The sequence below is a fragment of the Chryseobacterium lineare genome (genome assembly GCF_977014045.1).
On sequence record NZ_CDRNIQ010000001.1, the window covers coordinates 891845 to 908804 of the forward strand.

The 16960-nt window shown below is 34.4% G+C and carries 20 protein-coding genes; 18 read left to right on the forward strand and 2 right to left on the reverse strand.

The window, feature by feature from the left end; genetic code table 11:
* Positions 1–132 precede the first annotated feature (132 nt).
* From ACWNCI_RS03900 to ACWNCI_RS03920, 5 genes are all read left to right on the forward strand, one after another.
* Positions 133–804, forward strand: coding sequence for a porin family protein (locus ACWNCI_RS03900; protein ID WP_449387266.1), 672 nt, complete (start codon positions 133–135; stop codon positions 802–804).
* A 122-nt stretch (positions 805–926) separates the two neighbouring features.
* Positions 927–1430, forward strand: a complete 504-nt coding sequence (locus ACWNCI_RS03905; RefSeq protein WP_346985517.1) for a hypothetical protein — start codon at positions 927–929, stop codon at positions 1428–1430.
* 211 nt (positions 1431–1641) lie between these two features.
* Positions 1642–2259 carry an outer membrane beta-barrel protein gene (locus ACWNCI_RS03910; protein WP_346985516.1) on the forward strand — a complete coding sequence of 206 codons (618 nt, stop codon included), beginning with the start codon at positions 1642–1644 and terminating at the stop codon, positions 2257–2259.
* A gap of 76 nt (positions 2260–2335) precedes the next feature.
* Complete coding sequence (locus ACWNCI_RS03915; protein ID WP_346985515.1) at positions 2336–2998, forward strand: outer membrane beta-barrel protein; 663 nt, start codon at positions 2336–2338, stop codon at positions 2996–2998.
* 30 nt (positions 2999–3028) lie between these two features.
* Positions 3029–3664, forward strand: coding sequence for an outer membrane protein (locus tag ACWNCI_RS03920; RefSeq protein WP_346985514.1), 636 nt, complete (start codon positions 3029–3031; stop codon positions 3662–3664).
* Between the two features lie 83 nt (positions 3665–3747).
* Here the strand turns inward: ACWNCI_RS03920 and ACWNCI_RS03925 are convergent, their stop codons facing one another.
* Together ACWNCI_RS03925 and ffh are read right to left on the reverse strand one after the other, a co-directional pair.
* On the reverse strand, positions 3748–4023 hold the full coding sequence (locus tag ACWNCI_RS03925) for a TM2 domain-containing protein (protein ID WP_346985513.1): 276 nt from the start codon (positions 4021–4023) through the stop codon (positions 3748–3750).
* Positions 4024–4054: 31 nt separating this feature from the next.
* Entirely contained in the window at positions 4055–5416 is a 1362-nt protein-coding gene (gene ffh / locus ACWNCI_RS03930) for a signal recognition particle protein (RefSeq protein WP_346985512.1), read from the reverse strand.
* Positions 5417–5876: 460 nt separating this feature from the next.
* Between ffh and atpB the strand changes: the two genes are divergently transcribed.
* The 13 genes from atpB (at position 5877) to ACWNCI_RS03995 (ending at position 16851) form a co-directional block, all read left to right on the forward strand.
* Positions 5877–6995, forward strand: coding sequence for a F0F1 ATP synthase subunit A (gene atpB / locus ACWNCI_RS03935; protein WP_346985511.1), 1119 nt, complete (start codon positions 5877–5879; stop codon positions 6993–6995).
* Positions 6996–7046: 51 nt separating this feature from the next.
* Positions 7047–7265: an ATP synthase F0 subunit C gene (locus ACWNCI_RS03940; protein ID WP_007844726.1), complete on the forward strand. Its 219-nt coding sequence runs from the start codon at positions 7047–7049 to the stop codon at positions 7263–7265.
* Between the two features lie 97 nt (positions 7266–7362).
* The gene (locus ACWNCI_RS03945; RefSeq protein ID WP_346985510.1) at positions 7363–7857 is read left to right on the forward strand and encodes a F0F1 ATP synthase subunit B; all 495 of its coding nucleotides are present in this window, start codon (positions 7363–7365) and stop codon (positions 7855–7857) included.
* Positions 7858–7859: 2 nt separating this feature from the next.
* Positions 7860–8396, forward strand: coding sequence for an ATP synthase F1 subunit delta (gene atpH / locus ACWNCI_RS03950; protein ID WP_346985509.1), 537 nt, complete (start codon positions 7860–7862; stop codon positions 8394–8396).
* 18 nt (positions 8397–8414) lie between these two features.
* A complete protein-coding gene (gene atpA, locus ACWNCI_RS03955; RefSeq protein WP_346985508.1) occupies positions 8415–9992 on the forward strand; it encodes a F0F1 ATP synthase subunit alpha in 1578 nt (525 codons plus the stop codon).
* Positions 9993–10077: 85 nt separating this feature from the next.
* Entirely contained in the window at positions 10078–10941 is an 864-nt protein-coding gene (atpG, locus tag ACWNCI_RS03960) for an ATP synthase F1 subunit gamma (RefSeq protein ID WP_449387267.1), read from the forward strand.
* A 104-nt stretch (positions 10942–11045) separates the two neighbouring features.
* Positions 11046–12404 (forward strand): hemolysin family protein, encoded by a 1359-nt coding sequence (locus tag ACWNCI_RS03965; RefSeq protein ID WP_346985506.1) that lies wholly within the window; start codon positions 11046–11048, stop codon positions 12402–12404.
* A 17-nt stretch (positions 12405–12421) separates the two neighbouring features.
* The gene (locus tag ACWNCI_RS03970) at positions 12422–12727 is read left to right on the forward strand and encodes an ATP-dependent Clp protease adaptor ClpS (RefSeq protein WP_042720934.1); all 306 of its coding nucleotides are present in this window, start codon (positions 12422–12424) and stop codon (positions 12725–12727) included.
* A gap of 293 nt (positions 12728–13020) precedes the next feature.
* Positions 13021–13635: a uridine kinase gene (gene udk / locus ACWNCI_RS03975; RefSeq protein ID WP_042720935.1), complete on the forward strand. Its 615-nt coding sequence runs from the start codon at positions 13021–13023 to the stop codon at positions 13633–13635.
* A gap of 1 nt (position 13636) precedes the next feature.
* Complete coding sequence (locus ACWNCI_RS03980) at positions 13637–13993, forward strand: FtsB family cell division protein (RefSeq protein ID WP_449387268.1); 357 nt, start codon at positions 13637–13639, stop codon at positions 13991–13993.
* A 103-nt stretch (positions 13994–14096) separates the two neighbouring features.
* On the forward strand, positions 14097–15248 hold the full coding sequence (locus tag ACWNCI_RS03985) for a methylmalonyl-CoA mutase family protein (RefSeq protein ID WP_449387269.1): 1152 nt from the start codon (positions 14097–14099) through the stop codon (positions 15246–15248).
* Complete coding sequence (locus ACWNCI_RS03990; RefSeq protein ID WP_449387270.1) at positions 15245–15688, forward strand: DinB family protein; 444 nt, start codon at positions 15245–15247, stop codon at positions 15686–15688. Before ACWNCI_RS03985 ends, ACWNCI_RS03990 begins: the two co-directional genes overlap by 4 nt.
* A 14-nt stretch (positions 15689–15702) precedes the next feature.
* Entirely contained in the window at positions 15703–16851 is a 1149-nt protein-coding gene (locus ACWNCI_RS03995; RefSeq protein ID WP_449387271.1) for an RsmD family RNA methyltransferase, read from the forward strand.
* Positions 16852–16960: the final 109 nt, after the last annotated feature.

Here is a 16960-nt window from a genome sequence, read left to right on the forward strand (position 1 = left end):
TATAAGTATATTACAATACAGGAAGTTATACTATCCTGTATTTTTTTTAATATAAAATAAAACTCACAGTTGTTTGAATTTTGAAAAAAAAGTTTATTTTTGCCATCGAACTATTTAAAAAACTTTTATATCATGAAGAAATTTTTACTTCTGGCATCAGTTGCCATCATGGGAATGAGCGTGAATGCTCAGGAATTCAGATTCGGACCTAAAGCAGGATATTCACTTTCAACACTTAAAGCTAAAGATAATACAGGATCTGAAAGCTCCGATCCTTTGCATACTTTCTACGTAGGGGGTATGGCTGAATACAAAATCAGCGATAAATTTGGTGTTCAAGCCGAAGCTTTGTACTCTTCATTAGGAGGTAAAGTAGATGAGACAGGAGCATTTGAGGGAGATTTTAGCGGAGATGTTCGTGTTAAAGCTAAAACTACTTTTGGAACATTATTGATTCCTATTTCTGCTAAATATTTTATTACTGAAAATTTATCTGTTTCTGCAGGAGCGAGCTTTGGGGTTATTTTATCGGCAAAGACTAAATATGAGCTAACAGGTAATGTGTCAAATTCAGAACTAGGATCAGAATTTGCACTTGGAGATAAAGTTGATGTTAAAGATCAGACGAATACTTTGAATATTGCCCCTTTCATTGGTGCGGAATATATGCTCGAAAACGGATTATTCTTTGATGCAAGGTACAATTTAGGTGTTTCTAATCTTATCAAGAACCCAGAAGATAGTGAAAAATTAACCAACAGCTTCTTACAAGTTGGTGTAGGCTTCAAATTCGGAGGAAACTAAGAATTTTATTTTTCAAAAAAATCAAAGCGGTACAAAATTTGTTCCGCTTTTTTTGTGGTTTTCAGATACCACATTTTCGTGAATAACAATTCAGATAATTTAACTATTTAAACTATTTAAAAATGAAAAAATTATTATTACTGGGTGCTTTTGCACTTTTAGGTGGTGTTGCGCAGGCGCAGGAGGGTTTCAGGCTTGGTGGGCATATTGGTGCTCCACTTGGTGATGCAGCTGATGCGGCCAGTGTAACTTTAGGCATTGATGCTGCTTATATGTGGAACATCACTAAAGGGCTGGATATCGGTGCAACTACAGGATATTCTCATTTTTTTGGAAAAGACAACGTAGATGATTTTGGTTTTGTGCCTATTGCAGTTTCCGGAAAATATACATTTAACAAGCTTCCTCTTTTCGTAGGATTGGATCTGGGAGCAGCTATTTCCACAAGAAATTATATTAACAGCGGATTGTATGTGGCTCCAAGGGTAGGATATCAGATGAAAAATGTAGAACTTTATCTTGGGTTCCAGAATATTGGCAGCAAATATAAGGATCATTACTGGCGCGGTGACGACCGATTTAATTTCGGGGCGATCAACTTTGGGGCAAATTTCTTCCTTAAGTAAAATTTTTAAAAATCAATCATATTCAACTCCAATTGAAAAATTGGAGTTTTTTTATTCAAAAAATTGTGAAAAAATCAAAGCCTATATTTTAATAAACATTATTCCCGGAAAATGCTAATATTAGTCAATGATATTAATCACATTAACAAATTTTAATATTCAGAGGTACCACTGTAAATTTGCCGCCAGAAAGTATTAAATTTTTAATAAAATGAAAAAAGTATTATTAGCAGGTGCTGTTGCACTTTTCGGATTATCTAATGCTCAGATCGCTAAAGGAACTACTTATTTATCAGGACAGGTAGGTTATTCTTCAACTCAGAATAACAATACTGATGCTAAAGTAGAAGATTTTACAATTGTACCTACTGTTGGATATTTCGTAGGAAATAATGTTGCTGTTGGTTTAGGTGTAGGTTATGCAAACAGCTCCACAACTTCAACAAGTGCGTTAACGAATGTTGAAACTAAACTTTCAACTGATGCAATTGTAGTAGCTCCTTTCGTAAGAAAATACTGGACTGTAGGAGAGAAGTTCTATATCTTCGGACAATTGGAAGTTCCAATGGCATTTGGTAAAGATAAAGCTGAATACAGTGGTACTGCTTCTCAGTTCAATACTGAATCTAAATTCACTTCAATCGGTGTAAACGTAAAACCAGGGTTAGATTATTTCTTAAACAAAAACTGGTCTATCGAAGCTACGATCGGAGAATTCGGATACAATAACTTCAAATACAAAGATCTTGATAAAAGCACTGACAACTTCAACTTTGGATTAAACTTATCTTCAGTTACTTTCGGTGTTAAATATGTTTTTGCTAAATAATGAACAAAACATACAAAGATAAAGTCCTAAGTTTTTGCTTAGGACTTTTCCACTTTTAACTATTGTAATTAAAACCATGAAAAAAATATTGCTTGCAACTGCTGTCGCATTTTTCGGGCTTTCTAATGCCCAGATTAAAACAGGTACCGTTTATCTATCAGGACAGGTAGGTTATTCTCAGGAAAAAGATAACAATACAGATAGTAAAGATCAGAACTTCAGTGTTGTGCCAACTGTCGGTATTTTTATTGCTCCTAATTTGGCTGTCGGTACAGGAATCGGTTATACCGGAAGCAGAGCAGATCATAAAGATATTACTAATATCGGATCTGGTATTGAAACGGTGCAAACAATCATTAAAACAAATGCTTTTACAGCACAACCATTCATCAGAAAATACTGGACGCTTTCAGATAAATTATATATTTTCGGACAGCTTGAAGTTCCCATTGAAATTGGAAAACGTACGGCAGATTTACAATTAAATTATTTTGATATTAATGGATACACATATTTTCAGAGTATGTCTATCGAACAGAAATATACTTCTTTTGGTGTAAATGTGAAGCCGGGATTAGATTATTTTATCAATAAAAACTGGACGATTGAGGCTACAATTGGAGAGTTTGGTTATAAAAACACAAAAATTAAAGATCAGGATAACGGAACTGATACATTCAATTTTGGACTTAATTTATCTTCGGTGATGTTCGGAGTAAAATATGTTTTTGCTAAATAATTAATAATAAACTTTTATAAATAAAAAATCATGAAAAAACTATTACTAGCAGGTGCTGTTGCACTTTTTGGATTATCAAATGCCCAAATGACTAAAGGTGACTGGGTAATCAGTGGAGATACCGGAGTAGGTTTCAACAACGTTACAACTACAGTTAAAGTTGGAGATCAGTCTGTAGACGGACCTAAAGTAAACACATTCTCTGTTTCTCCTTCAGTAGGGTATTTCGTTATCGACAGATTAGCTGTAGGTATCGAACTTGGATACATCAACGCTACAACGAAGTATGAAGGCCTTAAATCTAAAACAAGCAGCTTCTCTGTAATGCCAACTGCTACTTATTATTTTACGAATTCTAGCAAATTGGTTCCTTTCTTAGGTGCAGGAATCGGGTATGCTTCTGTAAAAAACAGCGGAGAAACTAATTTCATGGGTATGATTGCATCAAATGAAACAACTACTGATGGTCTTGCATGGAAAGTAAAAGGAGGGGTAACTTATATGGCTACTCAGTCTTTAGGGCTTAACCTGGGAGTTTCTTATGACCAATTCTCTAATAAAGAAACGATCATGAACACAGATGTAAAAACAAATGTGAAAACTTTCGGAGTAAACGTAGGTTTCTCTTATTTCATCAAAGGAAAAGCTCAAAAATCTGATAAATAATTAATTTTATTTAAGATAAAAACGAAAAAATCCGACTCAATACTGAGTCGGATTTTATATTTAATTTAATAAGAACATGGTCTTTAGAACCATTCTTTTTGATTCTGAACATAGGTTCTGTCGAAATCCTCATCTGATTTTGTAAGATAAATAATGCCTTCAATCAAACCGATAAGTCCTCCAACGGTACCGCAGGTTACAAGACTTAGAATTAACTGAATAATTCCAGTTTTAGTATATCCTAAATAAAATTTATGAATGGCTAGTCCACCCAAAAGAATAGCGAGGATACCGGCTGCTACTTTTTTCTCTGATTTGTAAGGTTGATTGTAATTTCCTTGTTTTTCGTAAACTTCCATAGTAATATTTTTTTAATTGTTTTTGGTGTGTTTATTTACCGAACATTCCGCCCATTCCCGGCATATTTGGCATTTTGCTCATCATCTGCATCATTTGTTTACCCTGAGGCCCCTGCATCATTTTCATCATTTTTCCCATCTGGTCAAACTGCTTCATCAATTGATTTACATCTTCAATTTTTCTTCCTGCTCCTTTGGCAATTCTGTTTTTTCTCTGAGTATTGATGATGGAGGGTCTTCTTCTTTCTTCAGGAGTCATTGAATAAATGATCGCTTCGATATGTTTGAATGCATCATCGCTGATTTCCACATCTTTGATCGCTTTTCCAACTCCCGGGATCATCCCCATTAGATCCTTCATATTACCCATCTTTTTGATCTGGTTGATCTGCTTTAAGAAATCATCAAAACCAAATTCGTTTTTAGCAATCTTCTTATGAAGTTTTTTGGCTTCCTCTTCGTCAAATTGTTCCTGAGCTCTTTCTACCAGGGAAACAACGTCTCCCATTCCCAGGATTCTGTCTGCCATCCTTTCCGGGTAGAAAACGTCTAAAGCTTCCATTTTCTCACCGGTAGAAATGAATTTGATAGGTTTTTCTACTACCGAACGAATGGTTAAAGCAGCTCCACCACGGGTATCGCCGTCTAATTTAGTTAAAACCACCCCATCAAAATTTAAAGCATCATTAAACGCTTTTGCTGTATTTACAGCATCCTGACCCGTCATTGAGTCAACAACGAATAATGTTTCGTTTGGTTTAATGGTAGAATGAACCGTTTTGATCTCATTCATCATCTGCTCGTCAATCGCCAGACGACCTGCGGTATCCACAATGACGATATCGTGACCATTAGATTTAGCAAAATTAATCGCGTTTTCAGCAATCGTAGAAGGATTTGTAGAACCTTCTTCGGTGAAAACGGGAACTCCAATTTGTCCGCCTAATACTTTAAGCTGATCAATCGCGGCCGGACGATAAACGTCACATGCCACCAAAAGAGGTTTTTTATTTCTTTTTGTTTGTAAATAATTAGCTAATTTTCCTGAAAATGTAGTCTTACCGGAACCCTGAAGACCTGCAATAAGAATTACAGAAGGTTTTCCTGAAAGGTTGATTCCTTCCTGGGAGCCTCCCATTAAATCTACCAATTCATCATGAACGATTTTCGTCATCAGCTGTCCCGGAGTAAGCGATGTAAGAACGTCTTGTCCTAAAGCTTTATCCTGAACTCTTTTGGTAAGATCTTTTGCAACTTTATAATTAACATCGGCATCCACCAATGCTCTACGAATTTCTTTTACGGTTTCCGCAACATTGATTTCCGTGATTTTTCCACGTCCTGAAATATTATGAAGCGCTTTGTCTAATTTATCCTGTAAACTGTTAAACATATTTATTGTAAATTATAGGTTTGCAAAAATAAGGAAATTTTTAGTATATATTATATATTAAGAATAGAGATTTGTGATACTTCAAAATTATAATTCTATTTTTGCCAGATGAATTTTATGGATAGTTTGATCGTTATATTGCTGATCCTTATATTAAATGTTTTTGTATTCATGCTATTTAAGAGATATATTCACGGTAAAGCAAATGCAGCAATGAAGTTCTTATCACTTAATATATCAAAAGATATTATCTGGCTTATAATTTCTTTAATGATAATTGATAAAACAAAAGAAAATTTTCTATTAATAGTGATATGTTTTATAGTCGCATCACTCTTTATATATATACCTATAATAAAACTCATTAATAAATCCTGATTTTTTTGATGATAAAAATCAATTTTTAGTATTGGTAAAGTTTAATAAAATCGATATATTTGCACACGATTAAAAAAGAGATATGAATAGAAAGATTTCTTCATTGTTTTTCGCATTTTTACTTGTGTTTGTGAGCAGTTTAGCTATTGCTCAGCATGCTTCTAATGGCGAAGAGCCGGCAGAAAAGATAGAGCAGAAAGAAGGTTTTAATGCTACGAAAATGATCATGGAACACATCGGTGATTCAAATGAATGGCACTTATGGACTACAAAAGATGACAGTGGTGAAGAGCATCATGTTTCTGTTCCGTTGCCTGTTATTATTAAGGATAATGAGGGGTGGCACACTTTTCTTTCTAAAAGTATCGCTCATGGCCACGAACATGACGGATATACTTTAGAAGACGGACAGGTAGTTTCTACTAAAGGAATTCAAAAAGCAACATTGTTTTCAATAATCAGCGGAAAACAAAAAGCAAATGAAGTTTTCTTTGATCTTTCAATAACTAAAAATGCAGCATCAATGTTTCTGTCAGTAATTTTTATGGCATTTATTTTCATAGGAATGGCAAGAAACTATAAAAAATCTCAGTTACCAAAAGGCGCAGGGAAATTATTGGAACCTGTGATTGTATTCATAAGAGATGAAGTGGCAATTCCAAATATCGGATCTGTTAAATACAAAAGATATATGCCTTATTTATTAACAGCATTTTTCTTTATCTGGTTTAATAACTTATTCGGATTAATTCCTTTCTTTCCTTTTGGAGCAAACCTTACAGGTAATATCGCGATTACGGCTGTTTTAGCAATCATAACTTTATTAATTACACTATTCAGTGCCAATAAAGATTACTGGAAACACATCTTTATGCCACCAGTGCCAATTCTGTTGTATCCTATCATGGTTCCAATTGAGATTATCGGGATTTTTACAAAGCCTTTTGCTTTAATGATGCGACTTTTCGCTAACGTTACAGCGGGGCACATTATGATCTTGGCGATTATTTCGTTAATCTTCATTTTCAAGTCTCCATTCTTAGGATTTGCGTCTGTGCCTTTAGCATTATTTGTTTCCGTATTGGAATTATTAGTAGCAGCATTGCAAGCGTATATCTTTACTGTATTATCTGCTTTGTTTATCGGTATCGCAGTAGCAGAACACGAGCATGAGCATGGACATGAAGAACACGCTCACTAATTAAAAGAAAATATTAAAAAAATAATTTTTAACTAATATAATTTATTTATTATGGATTTATCAACTGGAGCAGGATTAATTTACGTAGGTATCGGTTTAGCAGTACTAGGAGTAGGTCTTGGTATCGGAAAAATCGGAGGTCATGCAATGGACGCTATCGCTAGACAGCCTGAGCAAGCTGGTAAGATTCAAGGAGCAATGCTTATTGCTGCTGGTCTTATCGAAGGAGCTGGTCTTATCGCGATTATCTTTGGTGCTTTCATCAAGTAATTATCCTCACAAAAAGCATTCTTAGCAGTAAAGCGGTTGGCTGCTGCTAAGAATTTTAAAAAATCCATAAAATAACACTAAAAAGAAATCTACAGATATGGGAATTATAGAACCTGGAATTGGGCTTTTGTTTTGGATGACCCTTACTTTTGTTATCCTATTATTTCTTCTAGCTAAATTCGCTTGGAAACCGATTGTTAATGCGATTAACGACAGAGAAACTTCTATTGTTGATGCTCTTAACCAGGCTACATTGGCAAGAAAAGAAATGGAAACTTTAAAAGAGGATAACGAAAGAATCATTCGTGAAGCAAAAATCGAAAGAGATGCTATCCTTAAAGAGGCAAGAGAAATTAAAGATAGAATCGTAGGTGAGGCTAAAGATGTGGCTAAAGCTGAAGGTGATAAATTAATCGAAGCCGCTAAACAAACGATCAATGCTGAAAAAAATGCTGCAATGGCAGATATCAAAACTCAGATTGGTGCTTTATCAGTAAACATCGCAGAATCTATTCTTAAGCAAAAGCTTGATAACAGCGAGGCTCAGAATGAATTAGTTCAAAATTATTTAAACAAATCAAATCTTAACTAATAATGCTTACATCTAAAGTAGCTAAAAGATACGCACAAGGTTTACTTGATTTCACAAACGAATCAGGGCAGACGGCTACTGTATTTTCTGAAATGAAAGATGTAGTGAAGATCATGAAAGAGTCTGCGGACCTAAACAAATTCTTCATGACTCCTTACATCGATTCTAAAAAGAAAGTAGAAGTAGCAAATGAGATTTTCAAAGGTTTATCAGTTTCTTCAAAGAATTTGATCACCTTGGTTATCAGACACGGAAGAGAAAAACAACTGAAGAATATTGCTCAGGAATTCATCAATAAAGTTGAAGATATCAACGGAGTACAACGAGTGACTCTTACGATAGCTACTCAGCTTTCCAATGAAAATATCGAACAGATCCTGAAATCTACCGATTTGGTAAATAATTCAAATTTTGATTTAGCAGTAAATGTAAAGCCTGAAATTTTAGGTGGATACATTTTAAGAGTTGGCGATCAGCAGGTAGATGCATCGGTAAGATCAAAATTGAACCATGTGAAAAAAGATTTTCAATTAAATTAAAGAAAAAACAACCATACAATGGCAGAAATAAATCCGGCAGAAGTATCTGCGATCTTAAAACAGCAATTGGCCAACTTCGATACTCAATCAAACGTTGAGGAAGTAGGTACAGTTTTAACCATCGGTGATGGTATTGCTCGTGTATACGGGTTAGAAAACGTACAATACGGAGAGTTGGTGAAATTTTCTAGTGATGTAGAAGGTATTGTACTAAACCTTGAAGAAGACAACGTGGGGGTTGCTCTACTTGGTGAAAGTAAATTAGTAAGAGAAGGAGATACCGTAAAAAGAACAAACAGAATCTCTTCTATTAAAGTAGGAGAAGGAATGTTAGGAAGAGTAGTGGATACTCTTGGTAACCCTATCGATGGTAAAGGTCCTATCGCAGGAGATTTATACGAAATGCCATTGGAAAGAAAAGCTCCCGGAGTAATTTTCAGACAGCCGGTAACTGAGCCTTTACAGACAGGTATTGTTGCAATCGACTCTATGATTCCTGTAGGAAGAGGGCAGAGAGAGCTGATCATCGGTGACAGACAGACAGGTAAAACTACTGTTGCGATCGATACGATCATCAACCAAAAAGAATTCTTTGAAGCAGGTAATCCTGTATATTGTATATATGTTGCTATCGGACAAAAAGCGTCTACTGTAGCACAAATCGTCAAAACATTATCAGATAAAGGAGCTTTAGCTTATACAGTAATTGTTGCGGCTAATGCATCAGATCCGGTTCCAATGCAGGTATATTCTGCAATGGCAGGTGCTGCGATCGGTGAGTTCTTCAGAGATTCCGGTAGACCGGCATTGATCGTTTATGATGATTTATCTAAACAAGCGGTTGCTTACCGTGAGCTTTCTCTACTTTTGAGAAGACCACCGGGCCGTGAAGCTTATCCTGGAGACGTTTTCTATCTTCACTCAAGATTACTGGAAAGAGCTGCGAAAGTTATCGCTGATGACCAAATCGCTAGCCAGATGAACGATTTACCTGAGTCTTTAAGACCAATCGTAAAAGGTGGTGGTTCATTAACTGCTCTTCCAATTATCGAAACACAAGCGGGTGACGTTTCTGCGTATATTCCAACAAACGTAATCTCTATTACAGACGGACAGATCTTCCTGGAGTCTGATCTATTCAACTCAGGGGTTCGTCCTGCGATTAACGTAGGTATCTCTGTATCGAGAGTTGGAGGTAATGCGCAGATCAAATCAATGAAAAAAGTTTCTGGTACACTTAAATTAGACCAGGCTCAATATAAAGAATTAGAGGCGTTTGCTAAGTTCGGTTCTGACCTTGATGCTGCTACACTAGCGGTAATCTCTAAAGGAGAAAGAAACGTGGAAATCCTTAAGCAGCCGGTAAACTCTCCACTTCCTGTAGACAGCCAGGTGGCGATGATCTACGCCGGAACAGAGAATTTATTGAGAAATGTTCCTATCAGAAAAGTAAAAGAATTCCAGATCGAGTACATCGAGTTCCTAAGATCTAAGCATCCTGATACAATGGCTGCTATCAAAGCTGGAAAAATCGATGATTCAATCACTGGTGTTCTTAAGCAGGCAGCTAATGATTTAGCTTCTAAATATAACTAAAAATTAGTTGATGGTTTTTGGTTGATAGTTGACAGAATTTTCTAAAACTAGCAACCAACAACCGACAACCAACAACTAACCCAATATGGCAAACTTAAAAGAGATACGAGGTAGAATTACGTCAATTTCATCTACGATGCAGATTACACGTGCTATGAAAATGGTTTCCGCTGCGAAACTGAAAAAAGCACAAGACGCTATCGTAATGTTAAGACCTTATTCTGAAAAATTACAGGAGCTTATCCAGAATGTAAATTCCAGCTCAGATCCTGATCAGATTTCTGTTTATGCTCAGAAAAGAGAAGTGAAAAGAGTTCTTTTCATCGCTGTTACTTCAAACAGAGGTTTGGCAGGTGCTTTCAACTCTTCTATTGTAAAAGAGCTTAATCTACAGTTTCAGAATAATTCTCAATATGAAATTGAGGTTCTTCCTGTTGGTAAAAAGGCTTTTGATGCTGTAAGAAGAAATCGTACAGTGTACACTAATGCAAGCTCTGTATATGATAACCTGAACTTTGATGTGGTGGCAAACGTTACAGAAGGAGTGATGACGAGTTTCAGAGAAGGTAAGTTTGATGAAGTTTACCTTATTTACAATAAATTCGTTAATGCAGCGACTCAGGAAGTAACTACAGAGCAGCTTCTTCCGATCTCTATGCCTGAAACGAGCGAACCTCAAACAGAGACAGACTATATTTTTGAACCAAACAGAACGGAAATTCTTGATAATCTGATTCCTAAATCGATAAAAACACAGGTTTTCAAAGCTGTTCTGGATTCTGTGGCATCAGAGCACGGTGCAAGAATGACCGCAATGCATAAAGCAACTGACAATGCTGAAGCTTTGAGAAATGATCTGAAGATCTTCTACAACAAAGCAAGACAGGCTGCTATTACGAACGAAATCCTTGAAATCGTCTCAGGAGCAGAAGCCTTGAAAAATTCTTAAATAAGTATTTTCTACAATATTAAAGCATCGTATATACCACGATGCTTTTTTTGTTATTTTTATTTTGTATATATTTGTATCAATAAATTATATACAACTTCTAAATGGACTCGGACATAGTCAGGCTTTTGCTAGCCTTATTACTTGTTTTACTTAATGGCTTTTTCGTAGCCGCAGAATTTTCAATCGTTAAAGTTCGTTATTCACAAATCCAAATAAAAGCTGCAGAAGGAAATTCTATGGCAAAGCAGGCGGAGCATATCATCAAACATCTTGATGAATACCTGTCTGCAACACAGCTAGGTATTACTTTGGCCTCTCTTGCCCTAGGTTGGGTAGGAGAAAGTGCATTGCATCATATTGTTGAAAATATTTTCAGTTCACTTAATATTAATCTTACTGAAACTACGGTCACCTCAATTTCCGTAATTACAAGTTTTGTTTTAATTACTATTATGCATATTGTTTTCGGAGAACTTATTCCGAAGTCGATTGCAATCAGAAAATCAGAGGCTACCACGATGGCAACTGCCATTCCGCTGAGGGTTTTTTATACTGTTTTTAAACCTTTTATATGGTTGATGAATTTAATGTCTAATACATTTTTAAGATTGGTAAAAATTCATCCAGCTTCAGAACATGAGATTCACTCTACGGAAGAGCTTCAGCTTTTGGTAAAACAAAGTGCAGACAGCGGCGAAATTGAGGAAGAAAACTACGAAATCATCAAAAATGCATTTGATTTTACGGATCATTCTGCCAAACAGATCATGGTTCCCCGACAAAATATTACATCTATCGATTTTGAAGAAGATGTCAATGAAATTATCAACAAAATCATGGATAGCGGATATTCCAGAATTCCGGTATATGTAGATTCTATTGATAACGTTATTGGTATTCTTTATACCAAGGAGATCATCAGAGAATTTGTTAAAAGGAAAGGAGAGCTGAGTCATGAAGATCTAAAAGAACTAATGCGTGATGCATTTTTTGTTGTGGGAAGCAAAAAAATATCAGACCTCCTGAAAATTTTCCAACAGAAAAAACAGCACCTAGCGATTGTCATAGACGAATTTGGAGGAACAGAAGGAATTATTACTCTTGAAGATATTCTTGAAGAGCTGGTAGGTGAGATTCAGGATGAAGAAGATGACGAGGAGAAAGTTGTAGATAAGATTGCTGAGAATACATTTTGGGTTCAGGCGACTCAGCCTTTAGACGAAATTAATGAGTTTATCCCTAAAAAACTGCCTCTTTCAGAAGAGAGCGAGTATAATACGTTGGCAGGTTTCATTCTTCATGCCTTAGAAGATATTCCGGAAGAAAATCAGGAGTTTGACCTTGATAATTATCATTTTAAAATATTAAAAATGAATAATAAAAGTGTTGAACTTGTTGAGCTTGTATATGAAGCACCAAACAATATCAATGATTTGGCAGAAAAAATAGGAGAGGTTTAATTTTTAAACAAATTATAATGATTTTTTATAACAGTATAAAAGATTACGACGATCCGAAACGTAAATATGAAGAAGAGGTTCTTGTGCTCGACGATACGGATGAAGTTTATAAATTGGTTTTACATAATGATGATGTTCATACCTTCGACTATGTGATCGATTGCCTTATAGAAATCTGTAAACATACGCTGGAACAGGCAGAGCAATGTACGATATTAGTTCATTTTAAAGGTAAATGCACCGTGAAAACGGGTTCTTTGGATATTCTGAAGCCGATGCACGAAAAACTGCTTTCAAGAGAATTAACAAGCGAAATAGTATAAATTATCCGGTATCACTACCGGATTTTTTTGTATTAACTTAAAACGAAATGGAAATTATATTGATAGGCTGGAAGTTTTCCTTGCTGAAAATAGAGTAAATATTATCAAATTCAAGTTAAGCTCAAAAGAATAATTTTAAAATCTTCATAATCAGCCAAATCTGCTTGAGACCTAATTTCAGATAAATTAAGCCTTTTCGTCTTTCAACATAAAAAACTTTATCTTCCTTCATCCTTCTTCCAGCTTTTAAATAAAATAGTATATTTGTAACAACTATAAAGAAACAAAAAAGAATGCTTGTAATAGGAATTGCAGGAGGTACAGGATCCGGCAAAACTACGGTTGTTGACAAGATTATACAACAGCTTGATATTGAAGGAATGAATATCCTTTCCCAGGATAATTATTATCATGATAATCATAATCTTACGTTGGTGGAAAGAGAAGCTTTAAATTATGATCATCCGAAATCCATCGATTTTGATTTATTGATAAAACACGTAAAAGCGTTAAAGAATAATGAACCTATCGAGCAGCCGATTTACAGCTTTGTTACCCATTCAAGAACCGGTGACCATGTTACAGTGGAACCTAAAAATGTATTGGTGGTAGAGGGAATTTTAGTTCTCACCAACAAAGAACTTTTAAAGGAATTTGATCTTAAAGTTTTTGTACATGCAGATTCGGATGAAAGACTTATAAGAAGAATACGTAGAGACACACAGGAAAGAGGAAGGGATCTGAATGAAGTATTACACCGCTATCAGACCACTTTGAAACCGATGCATCAGGAATTTATTGAGCCTTCAAAAAATGAAGCAGATCTTATCATTCCGAATATGAAGCAAAATTCCGTAGCGATTGATTTTTTAACAACTGTCATTAAAAACTCTTTGAGAAAACATTAAAATGAAAGAAAACAAATTGATCAGAGATATTCAGCCAAAGTCTGAGATGTTAAAATTTATTCAGAAATATATTTTGAATAAATATACGATTACGATATGTCTGTTTCTGGTCTGGATGATTTTTTTTGATAAAACATCGTTTTTGGTAATTAATGAGCTGAATGGTGAAATTAATAAATATGAAGAACAACTTCAGTATTATAAAACCGAATATGAAAAAAATGATGCTTTTTATAAAAAGCTGATGAACAACAAATCTGAAAAAGAAAAATACGCAAGAGAAAATTATTTTATGAAAAAGCCAAATGAAGAAATTTTTATTCTTGTAGTAGACAGTACAAAAGTCGCGAAAAAATAATTCTAAAAAGTTAAATGTCAATGGTGAATTTGCTTTGCAAGTGAATATAAACGGATAAGCAGAGTGAATTGGCAATTCACACTTCACACTTTAAAACAAACCTATGTCAAACACAGCTTGGGAAAATTTAGTTAAAAAACAACTTAAAACCGAAGATATTTATCCTGTTCTCACTAAAGAAAATTTAGAAGGAATTGTTGTAAAACCTTTCTATGACGAAGTTCAGGATCAATTGGTGAATCTTCCGAAAGTAGAAGAAAATACACATCTGGTGGCAAGATATCACGAAAGTCTTGAAGAAGATGTTTTCGCTTTTCTTCTGGATGAAAATGTTGAAAATCTTTTGGATAAAACTATTTTCGTTGACAATGTTGATCTGGCAGGTCATATAAGTCCAAAGCAGGAAGATCAGTATTTTTCGTTAATTGATGTTTTTGATGAAAAAGAAACTATAATAAATGACCAGTTGGTTAAAGAATTATTGGCAAAGCAATTCAAGAGAAATATCTGTGTTGATATTTCCCTTCATCAGAACGCCGGTGCAGCCATTTATCAGCAATTGGGAATTGCATTGGCTAAAACTAAAGAAATAGCTGAAGTATATGGTGAGAAAATTTTAAATAAATTAATTTTCAGAATTGCCATCGGTGGAAATTATTTCTTTGAAATGGCAAAATTAAGAGCTTTTAAACTGGTTTTTAACCAATTGTCAAAAGAGTATAATTTAGATGAAATTCCATATATTTTTGCGGAAACATCACTTAGAAATAAATCGGCATCAGATCATGAAAATAATCTGATCCGTTCAACATTAGAATTGGCTTCTGCAATGATCGGAGGTGTTGATGCGGTTTTCAGTAATGATTATCTGGTTGGGAAAACAACGGAAAATTCGGAAGAAATATCCTTTAAGCAACAGATTGTCTTAGCTTATGAAAGTATCATCAATGTTTTTGAAGATGCTTCCAACGGAAGTTATCTTGTAGAAGACCTTACCCGTCAGATTGCTGAAAAAGCGTGGACTTATTTTGTTGAAATCGAAGAAAATGGAGGCTATCTGGCTCTAATGAAGCAAGGAATCATCCAGAAACAGATTTATGAACATGCTGTAGAAGAACAGAAATGGGTAGAAGAAGGTAAAATAAAGCTGATTGGCGTTAATTTATATCCAAAATTGGAAGTGAAAAAATCTGTTGAAGATTTGTATAACGAAAAGGATATTAAAGCGGTTCGTTGGGCCGAAATGTTTGAATGATGAAAGAAAAGCTGATTGATTTGTTAGAATATACATATCATTTTAACAAAGAAATGATTAAGGTTATTTCTGAAAATATTTCCAAAACTGACAAAAAAACAATCAGTTTAATTAATCATACCCTTAACGCTCAGCAGATTTGGAATTCCCGGATTTTAGGGGAAGCGACTTTTGAAGTCTGGCAGATTAATCCGTTTGAAGATCTTCAGGAAATCAATCGGCAAAATTTTAATAAAAGTATTGAAATTGTAGAAAAATTTGATTTTAATCAAAAAGCTGAATATCAAAATTCAAAAGGAACCCAATTTGAAAATAAAATTTTTGAAATGCTTTTTCAGGCTATCAATCATTCTACCTACCATCGCGGACAAATCAATTCTTTATTAAAACAAAGCGGAATTGAACCGGTTTTAACGGATTATATTTTTTATAAAAGATGAAATTGATCTAATCTGTGGTTAATAAATTATTAGATCAAAACGTACAACATTACATTAATGCCAATCTAAATACAGATTTGCATGCTTTATTATTGAAAAAATCTCCTTTTCCTGACGTTTCCATGCAGGAAATCGTTCAGCAGATCAAAGGAAAGCAGGTAGCACAGAAAAAATTTCCTTTTTTACTGAATGACGGAATCATTTTCCCGCCGCAGCTTAATTTAGAACAATCTTCTTCGCAAAAAACAGCACTTTATAAATCCGAAATTTTGAAAGGGGAAAAATTTATTGACCTTACAGCAGGATTTGGAATTGATGCTTATTATTTATCCAAAAATTTTGATGAAGTTACTTTGGTAGAGCAAAATTCAGATCTTCTCAAGATTGTTGAACATAATTGGTCTGTTTTAGGAAAAAAAGCCAGATTTATCAATCAGAAGCTTGAAGATTTTCTTAATGAAAATAAAGAGAATTTTGATGTAATTTATCTTGATCCGGCCAGAAGGGATCAACACAAAAATAAGGTTTTTCTTTTGGAAGATTTATCGCCCGATATTCTTGAAATTCAGGAAAAATTACTCTCCTTTTCTAAGGAAATTATGATAAAACTTTCACCGCTTATTGATTTAAAATATCTTATCACGGTTTTACCGGGTATTTTCAGGATCGATATTATTGCGGTGAAAAATGATGTAAAAGAAGTAGTTATCTTTTTATCTAAGATAAATTCGGAAGAGATCATCTGCAATGTTGTAAACCTTGAGAGCGAAGAACCAATTTGTGTTTTCAGGTTTGGAGAAGAAGAAAAATCAATCGCAGAATTTGGAGAGCCGGAGAAGTATATTTACATTCCGAATAATTCGGTGTTAAAAGCAGGAATATTTAATTTGATTTCTGAAAGATTCGGATTAAAAAAACTTCATCCGAATACACATCTTTACACGTCAGATCAAATAATAAACGATTTTCCGGGAAGAATTTTTGAGATGGAACTCATTGAAGCTAAACAGATTCAAAAGAAAAGCCAGTTTAATGTTATTTCAAAAAATTATCCTTTAAAACCCGAGGAAATAAAGAAAAAATACAATCTGAGAGATGGCGGTGAAAATTATCTTATTTTTACACAGTCCAAAAAAGGAAAAATAATTTTAAAATCAGTATAAAAATGTTGCTGTAAAATGTAGGATTTCTTAATTTTGGACAAATTAAAAATCTGAGTACAAATTGCTTTCCTTATAAAAACAATCGCAATTCGTATTACCTTAAAAAAAT